The 17667-nt window shown below is 56.0% G+C and carries 13 protein-coding genes and 1 tRNA gene; all 14 read left to right on the forward strand.

The window, feature by feature from the left end; all coding sequences use genetic code 11:
* A partial coding sequence (gene tuf, locus ISX93_RS16785) for an elongation factor Tu (RefSeq protein ID WP_195779038.1) occupies positions 1-1193 on the forward strand: 1193 nt, incomplete at its 5' end.
* A gap of 54 nt (positions 1194-1247) precedes the next feature.
* Positions 1248-1323: transfer RNA gene (locus tag ISX93_RS16790), tRNA-Trp, on the forward strand.
* A 42-nt stretch (positions 1324-1365) separates the two neighbouring features.
* Complete coding sequence (gene secE / locus ISX93_RS16795; RefSeq protein ID WP_195779916.1) at positions 1366-1734, forward strand: preprotein translocase subunit SecE; 369 nt, start codon at positions 1366-1368, stop codon at positions 1732-1734.
* Positions 1735-1744: 10 nt separating this feature from the next.
* Complete coding sequence (gene nusG, locus ISX93_RS16800; protein ID WP_195779917.1) at positions 1745-2278, forward strand: transcription termination/antitermination protein NusG; 534 nt, start codon at positions 1745-1747, stop codon at positions 2276-2278.
* Positions 2279-2396: 118 nt separating this feature from the next.
* Positions 2397-2828, forward strand: a complete 432-nt coding sequence (gene rplK / locus ISX93_RS16805) for a 50S ribosomal protein L11 (protein WP_195779918.1) — start codon at positions 2397-2399, stop codon at positions 2826-2828.
* A complete protein-coding gene (gene rplA, locus ISX93_RS16810; RefSeq protein WP_195779919.1) occupies positions 2828-3523 on the forward strand; it encodes a 50S ribosomal protein L1 in 696 nt (231 codons plus the stop codon). Before rplK ends, rplA begins: the two co-directional genes overlap by 1 nt.
* Positions 3524-3719: 196 nt before the next feature.
* Positions 3720-4220, forward strand: coding sequence for a 50S ribosomal protein L10 (rplJ, locus tag ISX93_RS16815; protein ID WP_195779920.1), 501 nt, complete (start codon positions 3720-3722; stop codon positions 4218-4220).
* Positions 4221-4294: 74 nt separating this feature from the next.
* Complete coding sequence (gene rplL, locus ISX93_RS16820; protein ID WP_195779921.1) at positions 4295-4663, forward strand: 50S ribosomal protein L7/L12; 369 nt, start codon at positions 4295-4297, stop codon at positions 4661-4663.
* A 208-nt stretch (positions 4664-4871) separates the two neighbouring features.
* Positions 4872-8948 carry a DNA-directed RNA polymerase subunit beta gene (rpoB, locus tag ISX93_RS16825; RefSeq protein WP_195779922.1) on the forward strand — a complete coding sequence of 1359 codons (4077 nt, stop codon included), beginning with the start codon at positions 4872-4874 and terminating at the stop codon, positions 8946-8948.
* 64 nt (positions 8949-9012) lie between these two features.
* A complete protein-coding gene (gene rpoC, locus ISX93_RS16830) occupies positions 9013-13212 on the forward strand; it encodes a DNA-directed RNA polymerase subunit beta' (protein WP_195779923.1) in 4200 nt (1399 codons plus the stop codon).
* A 153-nt stretch (positions 13213-13365) separates the two neighbouring features.
* Positions 13366-13737 (forward strand): 30S ribosomal protein S12, encoded by a 372-nt coding sequence (gene rpsL / locus ISX93_RS16835; RefSeq protein ID WP_195779924.1) that lies wholly within the window; start codon positions 13366-13368, stop codon positions 13735-13737.
* 94 nt (positions 13738-13831) lie between these two features.
* Positions 13832-14302 (forward strand): 30S ribosomal protein S7, encoded by a 471-nt coding sequence (rpsG, locus tag ISX93_RS16840; RefSeq protein ID WP_195779925.1) that lies wholly within the window; start codon positions 13832-13834, stop codon positions 14300-14302.
* A 30-nt stretch (positions 14303-14332) separates the two neighbouring features.
* Positions 14333-16438 (forward strand): elongation factor G, encoded by a 2106-nt coding sequence (gene fusA / locus ISX93_RS16845; protein WP_195779926.1) that lies wholly within the window; start codon positions 14333-14335, stop codon positions 16436-16438.
* A gap of 31 nt (positions 16439-16469) precedes the next feature.
* Positions 16470-17663 (forward strand): elongation factor Tu, encoded by a 1194-nt coding sequence (tuf, locus tag ISX93_RS16850; protein ID WP_195779927.1) that lies wholly within the window; start codon positions 16470-16472, stop codon positions 17661-17663.
* The last annotated feature ends 4 nt before the right edge of the window (positions 17664-17667 follow it).

A 17667-nucleotide genomic window follows, 5' to 3' on the forward strand; every position in this document is an offset into this window, starting at 1 on the left:
TGGCTAAAGAAAAATTTGAACGTAACAAACCGCACGTCAACGTAGGTACCATCGGTCACGTTGACCATGGTAAGACCACTCTGACTGCGGCTCTGACCCGTGTTTGCTCCGAGGTTTTCGGTTCGGCTCGCGTTGACTTCGATAAGATCGACAGCGCTCCAGAAGAGAAGGCTCGTGGTATCACCATCAACACCGCTCACGTTGAATACGATTCGGCCGTGCGCCACTACGCACACGTTGATTGCCCGGGTCACGCTGACTACGTAAAAAACATGATCACCGGTGCTGCTCAGATGGACGGCGCGATCCTGGTTTGCTCGGCCGCTGATGGTCCGATGCCGCAAACCCGTGAGCACATCCTGCTGTCCCGCCAGGTAGGCGTTCCTTACATCGTCGTCTTCATGAACAAGGCGGACATGGTGGACGACGCTGAGCTGCTGGAGCTGGTCGAAATGGAGATTCGTGATCTTCTGTCGACTTATGACTTCCCGGGCGATGACACCCCGATCATTATCGGTTCCGCGCTGATGGCTCTGAACGGTCAGGATGACAACGAGATGGGCACCACGGCCGTCAAGAAGCTCGTCGAGACCCTGGACAGCTACATCCCTGAGCCTGTTCGCGCCATCGACAAGCCTTTCCTGATGCCGATCGAAGACGTTTTCTCGATCTCCGGCCGCGGTACTGTTGTGACTGGTCGTGTTGAGCGCGGTATCGTCAAGATCCAGGAAGAGATCGAGATCGTTGGTCTGCGTCCTACTACCAAGACCACCTGCACTGGCGTTGAGATGTTCCGCAAGCTGCTGGACGAAGGTCGTGCTGGCGAGAACTGTGGCGTGCTGCTACGCGGCACCAAGCGTGATGACGTCGAGCGCGGCCAGGTGCTGGCCAAGCCGGGCACCATCAAGCCGCACACCAAGTTTGAGTCCGAAGTGTATGTGCTGTCGAAGGAGGAGGGTGGTCGTCACACGCCATTCTTCAAGGGCTACCGTCCGCAGTTCTACTTCCGTACCACTGACGTTACTGGGAGCTGCGAGCTGCCAGAGGGCGTTGAGATGGTAATGCCGGGCGACAACGTCAAGATGGTTGTTACCCTCATCAAGCCAATCGCCATGGAAGATGGCCTGCGTTTCGCGATTCGCGAAGGCGGTCGTACGGTTGGTGCGGGCGTGGTTGCCAAGATCATCGAGTAATCGGTTGAACTTGTCTCATCTGGCCGGCATAATGGCCGGCCAGATTTTTGATACAGGCCAGTAGCTCAATTGGCAGAGCGGCGGTCTCCAAAACCGCAGGTTGGGGGTTCGATTCCCTCCTGGCCTGCCAGTTTACTAGATAGTAGGCTGGCATTTTTAGAGATAGTAGCTGATGAGCGCAAAGGCTGAAGCCGGAGAGACACGTTTTGATCTGCTCAAGTGGCTGTTGGTGGCTGCGGTAGTAGTGGTGGGCGTAGTTGGTAATCAATATTTTGCTGCAGAGCCGATCTTGTATCGTGTTTTGGTGCTGCTTGTATTGACTGCTGTTGCGGGCTTTGTGGCATTTCGGACTGCTAGAGGTCGTGCTGTCTTTGTTCTGCTGAAAGAGGCGCGTACAGAGATACGTAAGGTTGTCTGGCCTACCCGTCAGGAAACCACACAAACAACTCTTATTGTTGTTGCTGTGGTGTTGGTAATGGCGCTGCTGTTGTGGGGGCTTGATACCCTCCTCGGTTGGCTGGTTTCGTTGATTGTTGGTTGATAGGTGCCTCGTGGCTAAGCGTTGGTATGTTGTGCATGCGTACTCGGGATACGAGAAGCATGTAATGCGTTCGCTGGTTGAGCGCGTCAAGCTGGCCGGCATGGAAGATCAGTTCGGCGAAATTCTTGTCCCCACCGAAGAGGTGGTCGAAATGCGTAATGGGCAGAAGCGCAAGAGTGAGCGTAAGTTCTTTCCTGGCTATGTCCTTGTGCAGATGGATATGAACGAAGGCACGTGGCACTTGGTCAAGGCCACTCCGCGAGTGATGGGCTTCATTGGCGGTACTGCAGATAAGCCGGCGCCGATTACTGATAAAGAGGCGGAAGCAATCTTGCGCAGGGTTGCTGACGGCACTGAAAAGCCGAAGCCGAAGACGCTCTTTGAGCCCGGCGAAACGGTGCGCGTTGTTGATGGGCCGTTCGCGGACTTCAATGGCGTTGTCGAAGAGGTCAACTACGAAAAGAGCCGCATTCATGTTGCTGTGCTCATTTTTGGTCGCTCTACCCCGGTGGAGTTGGAGTTTAGTCAGGTCGAGAAGGCATAGCTGACATAGAAATCCCTAAACCTCGCAGCCTATTGGTTGCGGGGTTTTGTCGTCACAGGGAAAACGCGAAAGCAACTGGGAAGCCTTCGGGCGCTAATACCCAAAACTGGAGTTACAAATGGCTAAGAAAATTCAGGCTTACATCAAGCTGCAAGTCAAGGCTTGCCAGGCTAATCCTTCACCGCCTGTGGGGCCTGCGCTGGGTCAGCATGGCGTAAATATCATGGAATTCTGCAAGGCTTTCAATGCCAAGACTCAGGGCATGGAGCCCGGTCTGCCGACGCCCGTGATCATCACTGTATATAGCGATCGCAGTTTCACTTTTGAGACCAAGAGCACCCCGGCCTCTGTATTGCTTAAGAAGGCTGCCGGCCTGACTAGTGGTTCGGCGCGTCCGAACACGGTCAAGGTTGGTACGGTGACCCGTGCGCAGCTGGAGGAGATCGCCAAAAGCAAGCAGGCTGATCTTACTGCGGCGGACATGGATGCGGCCGTGCGTACCATCGCCGGCTCTGCTCGTAGCATGGGCCTCAACGTGGAGGGTGTGTAATGGCTAAGTTGACCAAGCGCCAAAAGGCTATTGCCGAGAAGATTGAAGCGGGCAAGCAGTATGGTTTCGAAGATGCAGCCAAATTGCTGGCTGAGCTGTCGACGATCAAGTTCAAGGAGTCGGTGGATATCTCCATCAATTTGGGCGTTGATCCACGCAAGTCGGATCAGGTTGTCCGTGGCGCTACCGTGCTGCCTAACGGCACCGGGAAAAGTGTTCGCGTGGCCGTATTCACCCAGGGCCCTGGTGTTGAGGCGGCTCTGGCTGCCGGTGCTGATCGTGTGGGCATGGATGAGTTGGCTGCCGAAATGAAAGGCGGTGATCTGAGCTACGACGTGGTAATTGCATCGCCTGATGCGATGCGTGTTGTCGGTCAACTCGGCCAGATTCTCGGTCCGCGCGGCCTGATGCCTAACCCGAAAGTGGGTACCGTAACCCCGGACGTGGCTACTGCTGTGCGTAACGCCAAGGCTGGCCAGGTGCGTTTCCGTACCGACAAGAACGGCATCATTCATGCGTCCGTCGGTAAGGTCGATTTCGAACCTACCAAGCTGCGTCAGAACGTTGAAGCGCTGCTCGCCGACCTCAAGCGCCTTAAGCCGTCTACCTCCAAGGGTGTCTATGTCAAGCGTGTAACGCTGAGCACCACAATGGGTCCGGGGCTGCAAATTGATCAGGCTTCTTTGGAAGCGTAAGTAACGCCGGGGAGAAGTATGTCTTCTTCCCACTAATTGGGGTCCCTGCCTGGCGGGGGCTATCCAAGACCGTAGGCGGCGCAAGTCTTAAACCTTAAAGCCTACGCAGATGGTGCTCCCGATTCGCTTAGCGAATCAGACACCAAAGCTCGCACTGCTTCGGCGGGGCGAAACGGTAAATCCAGGAGTAAAACCCGTGGCAATTAAACTCGAAGACAAAAAGGCCATCGTCGCTGAAGTCAACGAGGCTGCCAAAACCGCTCTGTCTGCTGTCGTGGCTGATGCCCGTGGCGTGACTGTCGGCGCGATGACCGGACTCCGTAAAGAGGCCCGCGAGGCTGGCGTGTACGTGCGAGTTGTACGTAACACCCTGCTGCGCCGCGCCGTTGAGGGTACTTCTTATGAAGTCCTGAACGACGTGTTCAAAGGCCCGACCCTTATTGCTTTCTCTAACGAACACCCGGGCGCTGCTGCCCGCTTGTTCAAAGAGTTTGCCAAGGGCCAGGACAAGTTCGAGATCAAGGCAGCTGCGTTCGAGGGCAAGTTCCTCGCAGCTAATCAGATCGACGTACTGGCAACCTTGCCGACCTACGACGAAGCCATTTCTCAGCTGATGAGCGTGATTCAAGGCGCAACCAGCAAGTTGGCTCGTACTTTGGCGGCTGTTCGCGACCAGAAAGAAGCTGCGGCGGCCTAAGGCGCTTCAGTCTCTCTCAAGTTTGTTTATTTTGATGGCCGCGTAGGCTGTCCCTCAATACAGGAATTAGAGTCATGGCTCTGTCTAACGAAGACATCATCGAAGCAATCGGCCAGAAAACCGTTCTGGAAGTTGTTGAACTGATCAAGGCAATGGAAGAGAAGTTCGGTGTAACTGCTGCTGCCGCTGCTGCTGCTGGCCCTGCTGCCGCTGCTGCTGTGGTTGAAGAGCAAACCGAGTTCAACGTTATGCTTCTTGAAGCTGGCGAGAAGAAAGTAAACGTGATCAAGGTTGTTCGCGAGCTGACCGGCCTGGGCCTGAAAGAAGCCAAGGCTGTAGTTGACGGCGCGCCAGGCGTGGTCAAAGAAGGCGTGTCGAAAGACGAAGCCGAAGCCGCTAAAAAGGCTCTGGAAGAAGCTGGCGCCAAAGTCGAGCTCAAGTAAGCACGACCTTGCGTCTGCAGCCTGAGCAGAAAGCGAAAGGCTGACGGCTGGTGGCTTTTGCCACCGGCCTTTTTCCGTTCTAGATGGTTGTTTTGAACGGAGAATCCAACCATTGACTGGTTGGCGCAAACCAAGGGGTTTGCACGATTTTCTGGCTGCTTCCGTCGGAAGTAGCCAAACAAGCAGGTGACCAAGCTGGGGAACGCTGATGGCTTACTCATATACTGAGAAAAAACGTATCCGCAAAGACTTTAGCAAGTTGCCGGACGTCATGGATGTACCTTACCTCCTGGCAATCCAGCTGGATTCGTATCGCGAATTCTTGCAGGCCGGGATCAGTAAAGACCAGATTCGTGACATCGGTCTGCACGCGGCCTTCAAATCCGTCTTCCCGATTATCAGCTACTCCGGAAATGCTGCACTGGAGTATGTAGGTTATCGTCTGGGTGAACCGGCTTTTGATGTCAAAGAGTGCACACTTCGCGGTGTAACTTATGCAGTTCCGCTGCGTGTGAAAGTCCGTCTGATTATCTTCGACAAAGAATCGTCGAACAAAGCGATCAAGGACATCAAGGAACAAGAAGTCTACATGGGTGAAATTCCCCTGATGACTGAGAACGGCACCTTCATTATCAATGGTACCGAACGTGTAATTGTTTCCCAGTTGCACCGCTCTCCCGGAGTGTTTTTTGACCACGATCGCGGCAAGACGCACAGCTCGGGAAAACTGCTCTACTCGGCCCGGATCATTCCTTATCGCGGTTCCTGGCTCGACTTTGAATTCGATCCGAAGGACTGTGTGTTCGTCCGTATCGATCGTCGTCGCAAGCTGCCCGCTTCGGTGCTACTGCGTGCTTTGGGCTTCACTACCGAGCAGGTTCTGGAGTCGTTCTACAGCAATAATGTATTCCACGTTAAGGGCGAGAATCTGCTCAGCCTCGAGTTGGTTGCACAGCGTCTGCGTGGTGAGATTGCTGCGTTCGATATCAAGGACGAAAAAGGCAAGGTCATCGTTGAGCAGGGCCGTCGTATTACTGCGCGCCATATCAATCAGATTGACAAGTCCGGCCTCAAAGAGCTGGAAGTACCGGTTGATTACGTCTTGGGCAGGACCACTGCCAAGGCAGTTGTACATCCGGCCACTGGCGAAATCATTGCCGAGTGTAATACCGAGCTGACTGCCGACCTGCTGGCCAAGATTGCCAAGGCCCAAGTTGTCCGTATCGAGACGCTGTATACCAACGACATCGATTGCGGTCCGTTTGTGTCCGACACACTGAAGATCGACTCCACCAGCAACCAGCTGGAAGCACTGGTCGAGATCTATCGCATGATGCGTCCTGGCGAGCCGCCAACCAAGGACGCCGCAGAAACCCTGTTCAACAACCTGTTCTTCAGCTCCGAGCGCTACGACCTTTCTGGCGTCGGCCGGATGAAGTTCAACCGTCGTATCGGTCGCACCGAGATCGAAGGTTCCGGCGTGCTGAGCAAGGAAGACATCGTCGATGTCCTCAAGACACTGGTCGATATCCGCAATGGCAAGGGTATTGTCGACGACATCGACCACTTGGGTAACCGTCGCGTACGTTGCGTTGGCGAGATGGCCGAGAACCAGTTCCGTGTGGGCCTGGTGCGTGTCGAGCGCGCTGTTAAAGAACGTCTGTCGATGGCTGAAAGCGAAGGCCTGATGCCGCAAGACCTGATCAACGCCAAGCCGGTAGCGGCAGCGGTGAAAGAGTTCTTTGGTTCCAGCCAGCTTTCGCAGTTTATGGACCAGAACAACCCGCTCTCCGAGATTACCCACAAGCGCCGCGTCTCTGCACTCGGCCCTGGTGGTCTGACCCGCGAGCGTGCCGGCTTCGAAGTGCGTGACGTGCATCCGACCCACTATGGTCGTGTGTGTCCGATCGAGACCCCTGAAGGTCCGAACATTGGTCTGATCAACTCTTTGGCGGCCTATGCGCGGACCAACCAGTACGGTTTCCTCGAGAGCCCGTACCGTGTGGTCAATGCAGGTAATGTCACCGATGAGATCGTGTTCCTTTCTGCTATTGAAGAAGCCGATCACGTGATTGCGCAGGCTTCGGCCACGATGAACAAAAAAGGCCAGCTGATTGATGAGTTGGTTGCTGTACGTCACCAGAACGAGTTCACCGTCAAGGCGCCGGAAGACGTCACCCTGATGGACGTGTCACCCAAGCAGGTAGTTTCGGTTGCCGCTTCGCTGATTCCGTTCCTGGAGCACGACGATGCAAACCGTGCGCTGATGGGCTCGAACATGCAGCGTCAGGCTGTGCCGACCCTGCGCGCTGACAAGCCGCTGGTTGGTACCGGCATGGAGCGCAACGTGGCGCGTGACTCCGGCGTTTGCGTCGTCGCGCGCCGTGGCGGGGTGATCGACTCGGTCGATGCCAGCCGTATCGTGGTGCGCGTCAATGATGATGAAGTTGAAACCGGTGAAGCTGGTGTCGACATCTACAACCTGACCAAGTACACCCGCTCGAACCAGAACACTTGCATCAACCAGCGTCCGCTGGTCAACAAGGGTGACAAGGTGGCGCGCAGCGATATTCTGGCTGACGGCCCGTCCACCGACATGGGTGAACTGGCGCTGGGTCAGAACATGCGCGTGGCATTCATGCCGTGGAATGGCTTCAACTTCGAAGACTCCATCTGCCTGTCTGAGCGCGTGGTCCAGGAAGATCGCTTCACCACGATCCACATTCAGGAACTGACCTGTGTGGCGCGTGACACAAAGCTCGGGCCAGAGGAAATCACCTCGGATATCCCGAACGTAGGCGAGGCCGCGCTGAACAAGCTGGATGAAGCAGGCATTGTCTATGTTGGTGCAGAAGTGCTGGCAGGCGACATTCTGGTCGGCAAGGTAACGCCGAAGGGCGAAACCCAGCTGACACCAGAGGAAAAACTCCTGCGTGCGATCTTTGGCGAGAAGGCTTCGGATGTTAAGGACACCTCCCTGCGCGTACCGACTGGTACCAAGGGCACGGTTATCGATGTCCAGGTCTTCACCCGTGATGGCGTCGAACGTGATTCGCGTGCCCTTGCCATCGAGAAGATGCAACTCGACGAGATCCGCAAGGATCTGAACGAAGAGTTCCGCATCGTCGAAGGCGCGACCTTCGAGCGCCTGCGCTCTGCTCTGGTGGGTGCCAAGGCTGAAGGCGGCGCCGGTCTGAAGAAGGGCGCTGTGATCACCGATGAATATCTCGACGGTCTCGAGCGCGGCCAGTGGTTCAAGCTGCGCATGGCGGAAGACGCGCTGAACGAACAGCTGGAAAAGGCCCAGGCCTATATCAGCGATCGGCGCAAATTGCTTGATGACAAGTTCGAAGACAAGAAGCGCAAGCTGCAACAGGGCGATGACCTCGCTCCGGGCGTCCTGAAAATCGTCAAGGTGTACCTGGCTATCAAGCGCCGCATTCAGCCGGGCGACAAGATGGCCGGCCGTCACGGTAACAAGGGTGTGGTTTCGGTGATCATGCCAGTTGAAGACATGCCGCACGACGTGCATGGGACGCCGGTCGACATCGTCCTCAACCCGCTGGGCGTGCCGTCGCGGATGAACGTCGGCCAGATCCTTGAAACCCACCTCGGCCTAGCGGCCAAGGGGCTGGGCGAGAAGATCAATCGCATGCTCGAAGAGCAGCGCAAAGTGGCTGAACTGCGCAAGTTCATGCAGGAGATCTACAACGAGGTCGGCGGGCGTCAGGAAAGTCTAGATGAGCTGACCGATCAGGAAGTTCTGGATCTGGCGAAAAACCTGCGTGCCGGCGTTCCGATGGCTACCCCGGTGTTTGATGGTGCCAAGGAAAGCGAGATCAAGGCCATGCTCAAGCTGGCAGATCTGCCAGAGAGCGGCCAGATGCGCCTGTTTGATGGTCGTACTGGTAACGCGTTCGAGCGGCCGACCACGGTCGGCTACATGTACATGCTCAAGCTGAACCACTTGGTTGATGACAAGATGCACGCACGTTCCACCGGCTCTTATAGCCTGGTTACCCAGCAGCCGCTGGGTGGTAAGGCACAGTTCGGTGGCCAGCGTTTCGGGGAGATGGAGGTCTGGGCTCTAGAGGCTTATGGCGCTGCCTATACCCTGCAGGAAATGCTGACCGTGAAGTCGGACGATGTGAACGGCCGCACCAAGATGTACAAAAACATCGTGGATGGCGATCACCGTATGGAGCCTGGCATGCCAGAGTCCTTCAACGTGCTGATCAAAGAAATCCGTTCGCTCGGTATCGACATCGAACTGGAAACCGAATAACACGCACCGCCTGCGTTGCGACCGGCACATGCCGGTCGCAGCGGGTCCGTGAGGAGGAAAGGCCTTGAAAGACTTGCTGAATCTGTTGAAAAACCAGAATCAAATCGAAGAGTTCGATGCCATTCGTATTGGCCTGGCATCGCCAGAAATGATTCGCTCCTGGTCTTTCGGCGAAGTTAAAAAGCCGGAAACCATTAACTACCGTACTTTCAAGCCGGAGCGTGACGGCCTGTTCTGCGCCAAGATCTTTGGCCCGGTAAAGGATTACGAGTGCCTGTGCGGCAAGTACAAGCGACTCAAGCATCGTGGCGTGATCTGCGAGAAGTGCGGTGTCGAAGTTGCCTTGGCCAAAGTGCGTCGTGAGCGTATGGGTCACATCGAGCTGGCCTCGCCAGTTGCGCATATTTGGTTCCTCAAGTCGCTGCCAAGCCGTATTGGCCTGCTGCTGGACATGACCCTGCGTGATATCGAACGTGTTCTCTATTTCGAGAGCTATGTAGTTATCGATCCAGGCATGACCACACTTGAAAAAGGTCAGTTGCTTAACGATGAGCAGTACTTTGAAGCGCTCGAAGAGTTCGGCGATGACTTCGATGCGCGCATGGGTGCAGAAGCTGTTCGTGAGCTGCTGACTGCGATTGATCTGGAGCACGAAATTGGTCGCCTGCGCGAAGAAATTCCGCAAACCAATTCCGAAACCAAGATCAAGAAGCTGTCCAAGCGCCTGAAGTTGATGGAGGCTTTCCTGGGTTCGGGTAACCATCCTCAGTGGATGGTGCTGACCGTCCTGCCTGTTTTGCCGCCGGATCTGCGTCCGCTGGTACCGCTGGATGGCGGTCGCTTCGCGACCTCGGACCTCAACGATCTGTATCGCCGCGTAATCAACCGTAACAACCGCCTGAAGCGTCTGCTTGATCTGTCGGCACCGGATATCATCGTGCGCAACGAAAAGCGCATGCTGCAAGAAGCGGTCGATGCACTGCTCGACAACGGCCGTCGTGGTCGCGCCATCACGGGTTCAAACAAGCGTCCGCTGAAGTCCCTGGCTGACATGATCAAGGGTAAGCAGGGTCGCTTCCGCCAGAACCTGCTCGGTAAGCGTGTGGATTACTCGGGGCGATCGGTTATTACCGTCGGCCCTACTCTGCGCCTGCACCAGTGCGGTCTGCCGAAGAAGATGGCGCTCGAGCTGTTCAAGCCGTTCATCTTTGGCAAGCTCGAAGCACGGGGCATGGCTACGACCATCAAGGCTGCCAAGAAGATGGTTGAGCGCGAGCTGCCGGAAGTCTGGGACGTTCTTGCTGAAGTCATCCGCGAGCATCCGGTCATGCTGAACCGGGCGCCGACGCTGCACCGTCTGGGTATCCAGGCGTTTGAGCCGGTTCTCATCGAAGGCAAGGCAATCCAGCTGCACCCGCTGGTTTGTGCGGCGTTCAACGCCGACTTCGACGGTGACCAGATGGCCGTACACGTACCGCTGACGCTGGAAGCCCAGCTGGAAGCGCGCGCGCTGATGATGTCGACCAACAACATTCTTTCGCCGGCTAACGGTGAGCCGATCATTGTTCCTTCTCAGGACGTGGTCTTGGGTCTGTATTACATGACTCGTGAAGCGATCAACGCCAAGGGCGAGGGCCGTGTATTCGCCGACCTGCAGGAAGTCGATCGGGTTTTCCGCGCGGGCGATGCTGCATTGCACGCCAAAGTGAAGGTGCGCATCAACGAAGTCATCAAGGATCGGGATGGCAGCATTACCAAGAACACCCGTATTGTCGATACCACTATCGGCCGTGCGCTGCTGTTCCAGGTTGTGCCTGCAGGCCTGTCGTTTGATGTCGTCAACCTGCCGATGAAGAAGAAGGCTATCTCCAAGCTGATCAACCAGTGCTACCGCACATGCGGCTTGAAAGACACCGTCATCTTCGCCGATCAGTTGATGTACACCGGTTTTGCTTATTCGACCATCTCCGGCGTTTCCATCGGTGTTAACGATTTCGTTATCCCGGATGAGAAGGCACGCATCATTGATGCTGCCACCGAGGAAGTGAAGGCAATCGAGTCGCAATATGCTTCCGGTCTGGTAACCCAGGGTGAGAAGTACAACAAAGTGATCGATCTCTGGTCCAAGGCCAACGACGAAGTCTCCAAGGCGATGATGGCGAACCTTTCGAAGGAACTGGTTGTCGATCGTCATGGTGACACCGTCGAGCAAGAGTCGTTCAACTCGATGTACATGATGGCTGACTCTGGTGCGCGTGGTTCGGCTGCGCAGATTCGTCAGCTCGCCGGTATGCGTGGTCTGATGGCCAAGCCAGACGGCTCGATCATCGAGACACCGATCACCGCGAACTTCCGCGAAGGCCTCAGCGTTCTGCAGTACTTCATTTCGACGCACGGTGCACGTAAAGGTCTGGCGGATACCGCGTTGAAAACCGCCAACTCCGGTTACCTGACTCGTCGTCTGGTTGACGTGGCGCAGGATTTGGTTGTTACCGCAATCGACTGCGGTACCGAGCATGGCTTGCTGATGACGCCGCACATTGAGGGTGGCGACGTAGTCGAGCCGCTGGGCGAACGTGTTCTGGGTCGAGTCATTGCCCGTGACGTTCTCAAGCCCGGCAGCGAAGAGGTACTGGTTCCAGCCGGGACGCTGGTCGATGAGCAGTGGGTTGAGTTCATCGAGCTGAACAGCATCGATGAAGTCATCGTGCGGTCGCCGATTACCTGTGAGACTCGCTACGGCATTTGTGCCAAATGCTACGGTCGGGATCTCGCACGTGGTCACCAGATCAATATCGGCGAGGCGGTAGGCGTTATCGCGGCGCAGTCGATTGGTGAGCCGGGCACTCAGCTGACCATGCGGACCTTCCATATCGGTGGTGCGGCTAGCCGTACTTCCGCTGCGGATAGCGTACAGGTCAAGAACGGCGGTGCGGTTCGCCTGCACAATCTTAAACACGTCGAGCGTCTCGACGGCAATCTGGTCGCGGTATCGCGCTCCGGCGAGCTGGCGATTGCGGACGAGTTCGGCCGTGAGCGCGAGCGCTACAAGCTGCCGTATGGTGCCGTGATTTCCGTGAAGGAAGGCGACAAGGTTGATGCTGGGACTGTGGTCGCGAAGTGGGATCCGCACACCCATCCGATCGTTACCGAGATGAAAGGTACCGTGACCTACGTGGGCATGGAGGAAGGCATCACGATCAAGCGTCAGACCGATGAATTGACCGGCCTGACGAACATCGAAGTGCTCGATCCAAAGGATCGTCCGGCTGCGGGCAAGGATATTCGTCCTGCTGTAAAAATGGTTGGCGATGACGGCAAGGACCTGCTGCTGCCGGGGACCGACGTGCCCGCCCAGTATTTCCTTCCGGCCAATGCGTTGGTTGGTGTTGCCAACGGCGCTCAGGTGGGCGTGGGTGATGTTATCGCGCGTATCCCCCAAGAGACTTCGAAGACACGGGATATCACCGGTGGTCTACCGCGGGTTGCTGACCTGTTCGAAGCGCGTCGTCCGAAGGAAGCGGCGATCCTGGCCGAAATCAGCGGCACGATCAGCTTCGGCAAGGAAACTAAGGGTAAGCGTCGCTTGGTGATTACGCCGACCGATGGTAGCGATGCCTACGAAGAACTTATTCCGAAGTGGCGGCACCTGAACGTCTTCGAGGGCGAGCAGGTTAATCGCGGAGAAGTAATTTCCGACGGTCCGAGCGACCCGCATGACATTCTCCGGTTGCTCGGCGTGAGCGCGCTGGCCAAGTACATCGTCAATGAGATCCAGGACGTTTACCGTCTGCAGGGCGTGAAAATCAACGACAAGCACATCGAAACCATTTTGCGCCAGATGCTGCGCAAGGTTGAGGTGACCGAGTCGGGTGATTCGGCATTCATCAAGGGCGACCAGATGGAGCTGACCCACGTGCTTGGCGAGAACGAGCGACTGGTGGCGGACGAGAAGTTCGTTGCACATTATGATCGCGTGCTACTGGGTATTACCAAGGCATCGCTGTCGACCGAGTCGTTCATCTCGGCAGCATCGTTCCAGGAAACCACTCGCGTCCTCACGGAAGCGGCGGTAACCGGCAAGCGCGACTTCCTGCGCGGCCTGAAAGAGAACGTCGTGGTTGGTCGTTTGATTCCGGCAGGTACCGGTTTGGCCTATCACAGCGAACGCAAGCGTCGTCGTGAGGCCGACAAGCCCCAGCGGGTAAGTGCGAGTGATGTGGAAGCGGCGCTGACTGAGGCGCTGAACTCCAGTAACGATTGAGGGTAAGCCCGAGCGCATGTCGCTCGGGTCTTCCTTGACTGGGGGCGCGAGTCTCTTTAAACTCATGCACCCCTAAATTTGGCAGGGTTTGCTCTGCCATTTTTGCTTTCTTTGGAGAGCAATAGCGTCGTAAGACAACAGTGGAGCTTTAAGATGGCAACTATTAACCAGCTGGTACGTCAGCCGCGCAAGCGCATCGTCGATAAGAGCGATGTGCCTGCGCTGCAGAATTGCCCGCAGCGTCGTGGCGTATGCACTCGTGTGTACACTACTACGCCGAAGAAACCGAACTCGGCACTGCGTAAAGTTTGCCGTGTGCGTCTGACTAATGGTTTTGAAGTCACTTCCTACATTGGTGGTGAAGGTCATAACCTGCAAGAGCACAGCGTAGTACTCATCCGTGGCGGTCGTGTAAAAGACCTTCCAGGTGTGCGCTATCACACTGTGCGTGGTTCGCTTGATACGACTGGTGTCAAAGGTCGTAATCAGTCCCGTTCGAAGTACGGTACCAAGCGTCCTAAATAATCCGTTTCTATTTTTATGTGTCGATAAGAGTAAGGTCGGGTTTGGCTGCCAGCCATTGTCCCGGACTAACCTGAAGACCGTTTGAGGGCTTATCATGCCAAGACGTCGTGTAGCGGCAAAACGTGAAATTCTGGACGATCCGAAGTACGGAAGTCAGATCCTCGCGAAATTCATGAACCACGTTATGGAGAGCGGCAAGAAAGCCGTTGCCGAGCGTATCGTTTATGGTGCTCTGGAAAAAGTTAAAGAGCGCAAGAACAGCGACCCCCTGGAAATCTTCGAGAAAGCTCTCGACGCCATCGCTCCGCTGGTCGAAGTGAAGTCGCGCCGTGTAGGCGGTGCAACTTACCAGGTTCCGGTCGAAGTTCGTCCGTCTCGGCGCAACGCCCTTGCTATGCGTTGGCTGGTTGATTACGCCCGCAAGCGCGGCGAAAAATCCATGGCTCTCCGCTTGGCGGGTGAGTTGATGGATGCTGCTGAGGGTAAGGGCGCGGCAGTCAAGAAGCGTGAAGACGTGCATCGCATGGCAGAGGCAAACAAGGCCTTCTCGCACTACCGCTTCTAATTTCAGCGCTTTTAAATTTTCGAGGGCTTTATGGCTCGTACTACACCGATTAATCGCTACCGTAACATTGGTATCGTGGCTCACGTGGATGCTGGTAAAACCACCACCACCGAGCGCGTCCTTTTTTACACTGGCAAAAGTCACAAAATGGGCGAGGTGCATGACGGCGCCGCGACCACCGACTGGATGGTGCAGGAGCAGGAACGTGGTATTACCATTACTTCTGCTGCTATTACCGCCTTCTGGCAGGGTTCCGAGAAGCAGCACAAAGATCAGTACCGCTTCAACGTAATCGATACCCCGGGGCACGTGGACTTCACCATCGAAGTTGAGCGCTCTCTGCGCGTTCTCGACGGTGCGGTCGTGGTGTTCTGTGGTACTTCGGGGGTTGAGCCGCAGTCCGAAACCGTATGGCGTCAAGCCAACAAGTACGGCGTTCCGCGTATTGTTTACGTGAACAAGATGGATCGTGCAGGTGCCGATTTCCTGCGCGTTATCGGTCAGATCAAGCAGCGTCTGGGCCACACTCCGGTGCCGATCCAGTTAGCTATTGGTTCCGAAGACAACTTCAAGGGTCAGATCGATCTGATGAAGATGGAAGCGGTCTATTGGGATGATGCTGACAAGGGCATGACTCCCCGTCGCGAAGCTATCCCGGCTGAGCTGCAGGAACTGGCTGAAGAGTGGCGCAGCAACATGGTTGAAGCTGCGGCCGAAGCCAGCGAAGAGCTGATGAACAAGTACCTCGAAGGTGAAGAGCTTAGCAACGAGGAGATCAAGGCCGGTCTGCGTCAGCGTACTATCGCTGGTGAGATCGTTCTGGCTGTTTGCGGTTCTTCCTTCAAGAACAAGGGTGTTCCCTTGGTTCTCGACGCCGTTATCGATTACTTGCCGGCTCCGACCGACATTCCTCCGATCAAGGGTACTGACCCGGATGACGAGGAAAAGCAGATGGAGCGTCATGCAAGTGACGACGAGCCGTTCTCGGCGCTGGCGTTCAAGATTGCTACCGATCCATTCGTGGGGACATTGACCTTCGTTCGAGTTTACTCGGGCGTGTTGGCCTCCGGTGACGGCGTGATCAACTCGGTTAAAGGCAAGAAAGAGCGCGTGGGTCGTATGGTGCAAATGCACGCAAACGCCCGCGAAGAAATCAAGGAAGTGCGCGCGGGCGACATTGCGGCCTTGATCGGCATGAAGGACGTCACCACCGGTGAAACTTTGTGCAACGCTGACAAGCCAATCATCTTGGTTCGTATGGACTTCCCGGAGCCGGTTATTTCGGTTGCCGTAGAGCCTAAGACCAAGGACGACCAGGAAAAAATGGGTATCGCTCTGGGCAAGCTTGCTCAGGAAGACCCGTCTTTCCGCGTCAAGACTGATGAGGAGACCGGTCAAACGATCATCTCCGGCATGGGCGAGTTGCACCTGGACATCCTGGTTGACCGGATGCGTCGTGAGTTCAACGTTGAAGCCAACATCGGTAAGCCTCAGGTCTCCTATCGTGAGCGCATCACGAAGAGCTGTGAGATCGAGGGCAAGTTCGTTCGTCAGTCCGGCGGTCGTGGTCAGTTCGGCCATTGTTGGGTTCGTTTTGCTCCTGCTGACGAAGGTCAGGAGGGTCTGCAATTCCTGAACGAAGTGGTTGGTGGTGTGATTCCGAAGGAATACATCCCGGCTATCCAGAAGGGTATCGAAGAGCAGATGAAGAACGGTGTTGTTGCCGGCTATCCGCTGATCGGCCTGAAGGCTACCGTGTTTGATGGTTCCTACCATGACGTCGACTCGAACGAGATGGCGTTTAAGGTGGCTGCTTCCATGGCAACCAAGCAACTGGCTCAGAAGGGCGGTGGTGAGTTGCTTGAGCCGATCATGGCGGTAGAGGTTGTTACCCCTGAAGACTATATGGGTGACGTGATGGGCGACCTTAACCGTCGTCGCGGCATGATCCTGGGCATGGAAGATACGGTTTCCGGCAAAGTAATTCGTGCCGAGGTTCCGTTGGGCGAGATGTTCGGTTATGCGACCGACGTCCGTTCCATGTCACAGGGGCGCGCAAGCTACTCTATGGAATTCAAAAAATACAATACTGCTCCGTCGCATATCGTCGAAGCTGTAACCAAAAAACAAGGCTGATTCAGCCCCTTTAGGCAAGGAGTTAATTGTCGTGGCTAAAGAAAAATTTGAACGTAACAAACCGCACGTCAACGTAGGTACCATCGGTCACGTTGACCATGGTAAGACCACTCTGACTGCGGCTCTGACCCGTGTTTGCTCCGAGGTTTTCGGTTCGGCTCGCGTTGACTTCGATAAGATCGACAGCGCTCCAGAAGAGAAGGCTCGTGGTATCACCATCAACACCGCTCACGTTGAATACGATTCGGCCGTGCGCCACTACGCACACGTTGATTGCCCGGGTCACGCTGACTACGTAAAAAACATGATCACCGGTGCTGCTCAGATGGACGGCGCGATCCTGGTTTGCTCGGCCGCTGATGGTCCGATGCCGCAAACCCGTGAGCACATCCTGCTGTCCCGCCAGGTAGGCGTTCCTTACATCGTCGTCTTCATGAACAAGGCGGACATGGTGGACGACGCTGAGCTGCTGGAGCTGGTCGAAATGGAGATTCGTGATCTTCTGTCGACTTATGACTTCCCGGGCGATGACACCCCGATCATTATCGGTTCCGCGCTGATGGCTCTGAACGGTCAGGATGACAACGAGATGGGCACCACGGCCGTCAAGAAGCTCGTCGAGACCCTGGACAGCTACATCCCTGAGCCTGTTCGCGCCATCGACAAGCCTTTCCTGATGCCGATCGAAGACGTTTTCTCGATCTCCGGCCGCGGTACTGTTGTGACTGGTCGTGTTGAGCGCGGTATCGTCAAGATCCAGGAAGAGATCGAGATCGTTGGTCTGCGTCCTACTACCAAGACCACCTGCACTGGCGTTGAGATGTTCCGCAAGCTGCTGGACGAAGGTCGTGCTGGCGAGAACTGTGGCGTGCTGCTACGCGGCACCAAGCGTGATGACGTCGAGCGCGGCCAGGTGCTGGCCAAGCCGGGCACCATCAAGCCGCACACCAAGTTTGAGTCCGAAGTGTATGTGCTGTCGAAGGAGGAGGGTGGTCGTCACACGCCATTCTTCAAGGGCTACCGTCCGCAGTTCTACTTCCGTACCACTGACGTTACTGGGAGCTGCGAGCTGCCAGAGGGCGTTGAGATGGTAATGCCGGGCGACAACGTCAAGATGGTTGTTACCCTCATCAAGCCAATCGCCATGGAAGATGGCCTGCGTTTCGCGATTCGCGAAGGCGGTCGTACGGTTGGTGCGGGCGTGGTTGCCAAGATCATCGAGTAATCGG

It is taken from the genome of Pseudomonas sp. N040 (genome assembly GCF_015637705.1).
In the GTDB taxonomy this organism is placed as follows: Bacteria; Pseudomonadota; Gammaproteobacteria; order Pseudomonadales; family Pseudomonadaceae; genus Aquipseudomonas.

Coding starts and splice junctions, on each gene's coding strand:
- secE (WP_195779916.1), top strand. CDS start 1,366: ATGAGCGCAAAGGCTGAAGCCGGAGAGACACGTTTTGATCTGCTCAAG.
- rpoB (WP_195779922.1), top strand. CDS start 4,872: ATGGCTTACTCATATACTGAGAAAAAACGTATCCGCAAAGACTTTAGC.
- rplK (WP_195779918.1), top strand. CDS start 2,397: ATGGCTAAGAAAATTCAGGCTTACATCAAGCTGCAAGTCAAGGCTTGC.
- rplA (WP_195779919.1), top strand. CDS start 2,828: ATGGCTAAGTTGACCAAGCGCCAAAAGGCTATTGCCGAGAAGATTGAA.
- rpsL (WP_195779924.1), top strand. CDS start 13,366: ATGGCAACTATTAACCAGCTGGTACGTCAGCCGCGCAAGCGCATCGTC.
- fusA (WP_195779926.1), top strand. CDS start 14,333: ATGGCTCGTACTACACCGATTAATCGCTACCGTAACATTGGTATCGTG.
- rpsG (WP_195779925.1), top strand. CDS start 13,832: ATGCCAAGACGTCGTGTAGCGGCAAAACGTGAAATTCTGGACGATCCG.
- rplL (WP_195779921.1), top strand. CDS start 4,295: ATGGCTCTGTCTAACGAAGACATCATCGAAGCAATCGGCCAGAAAACC.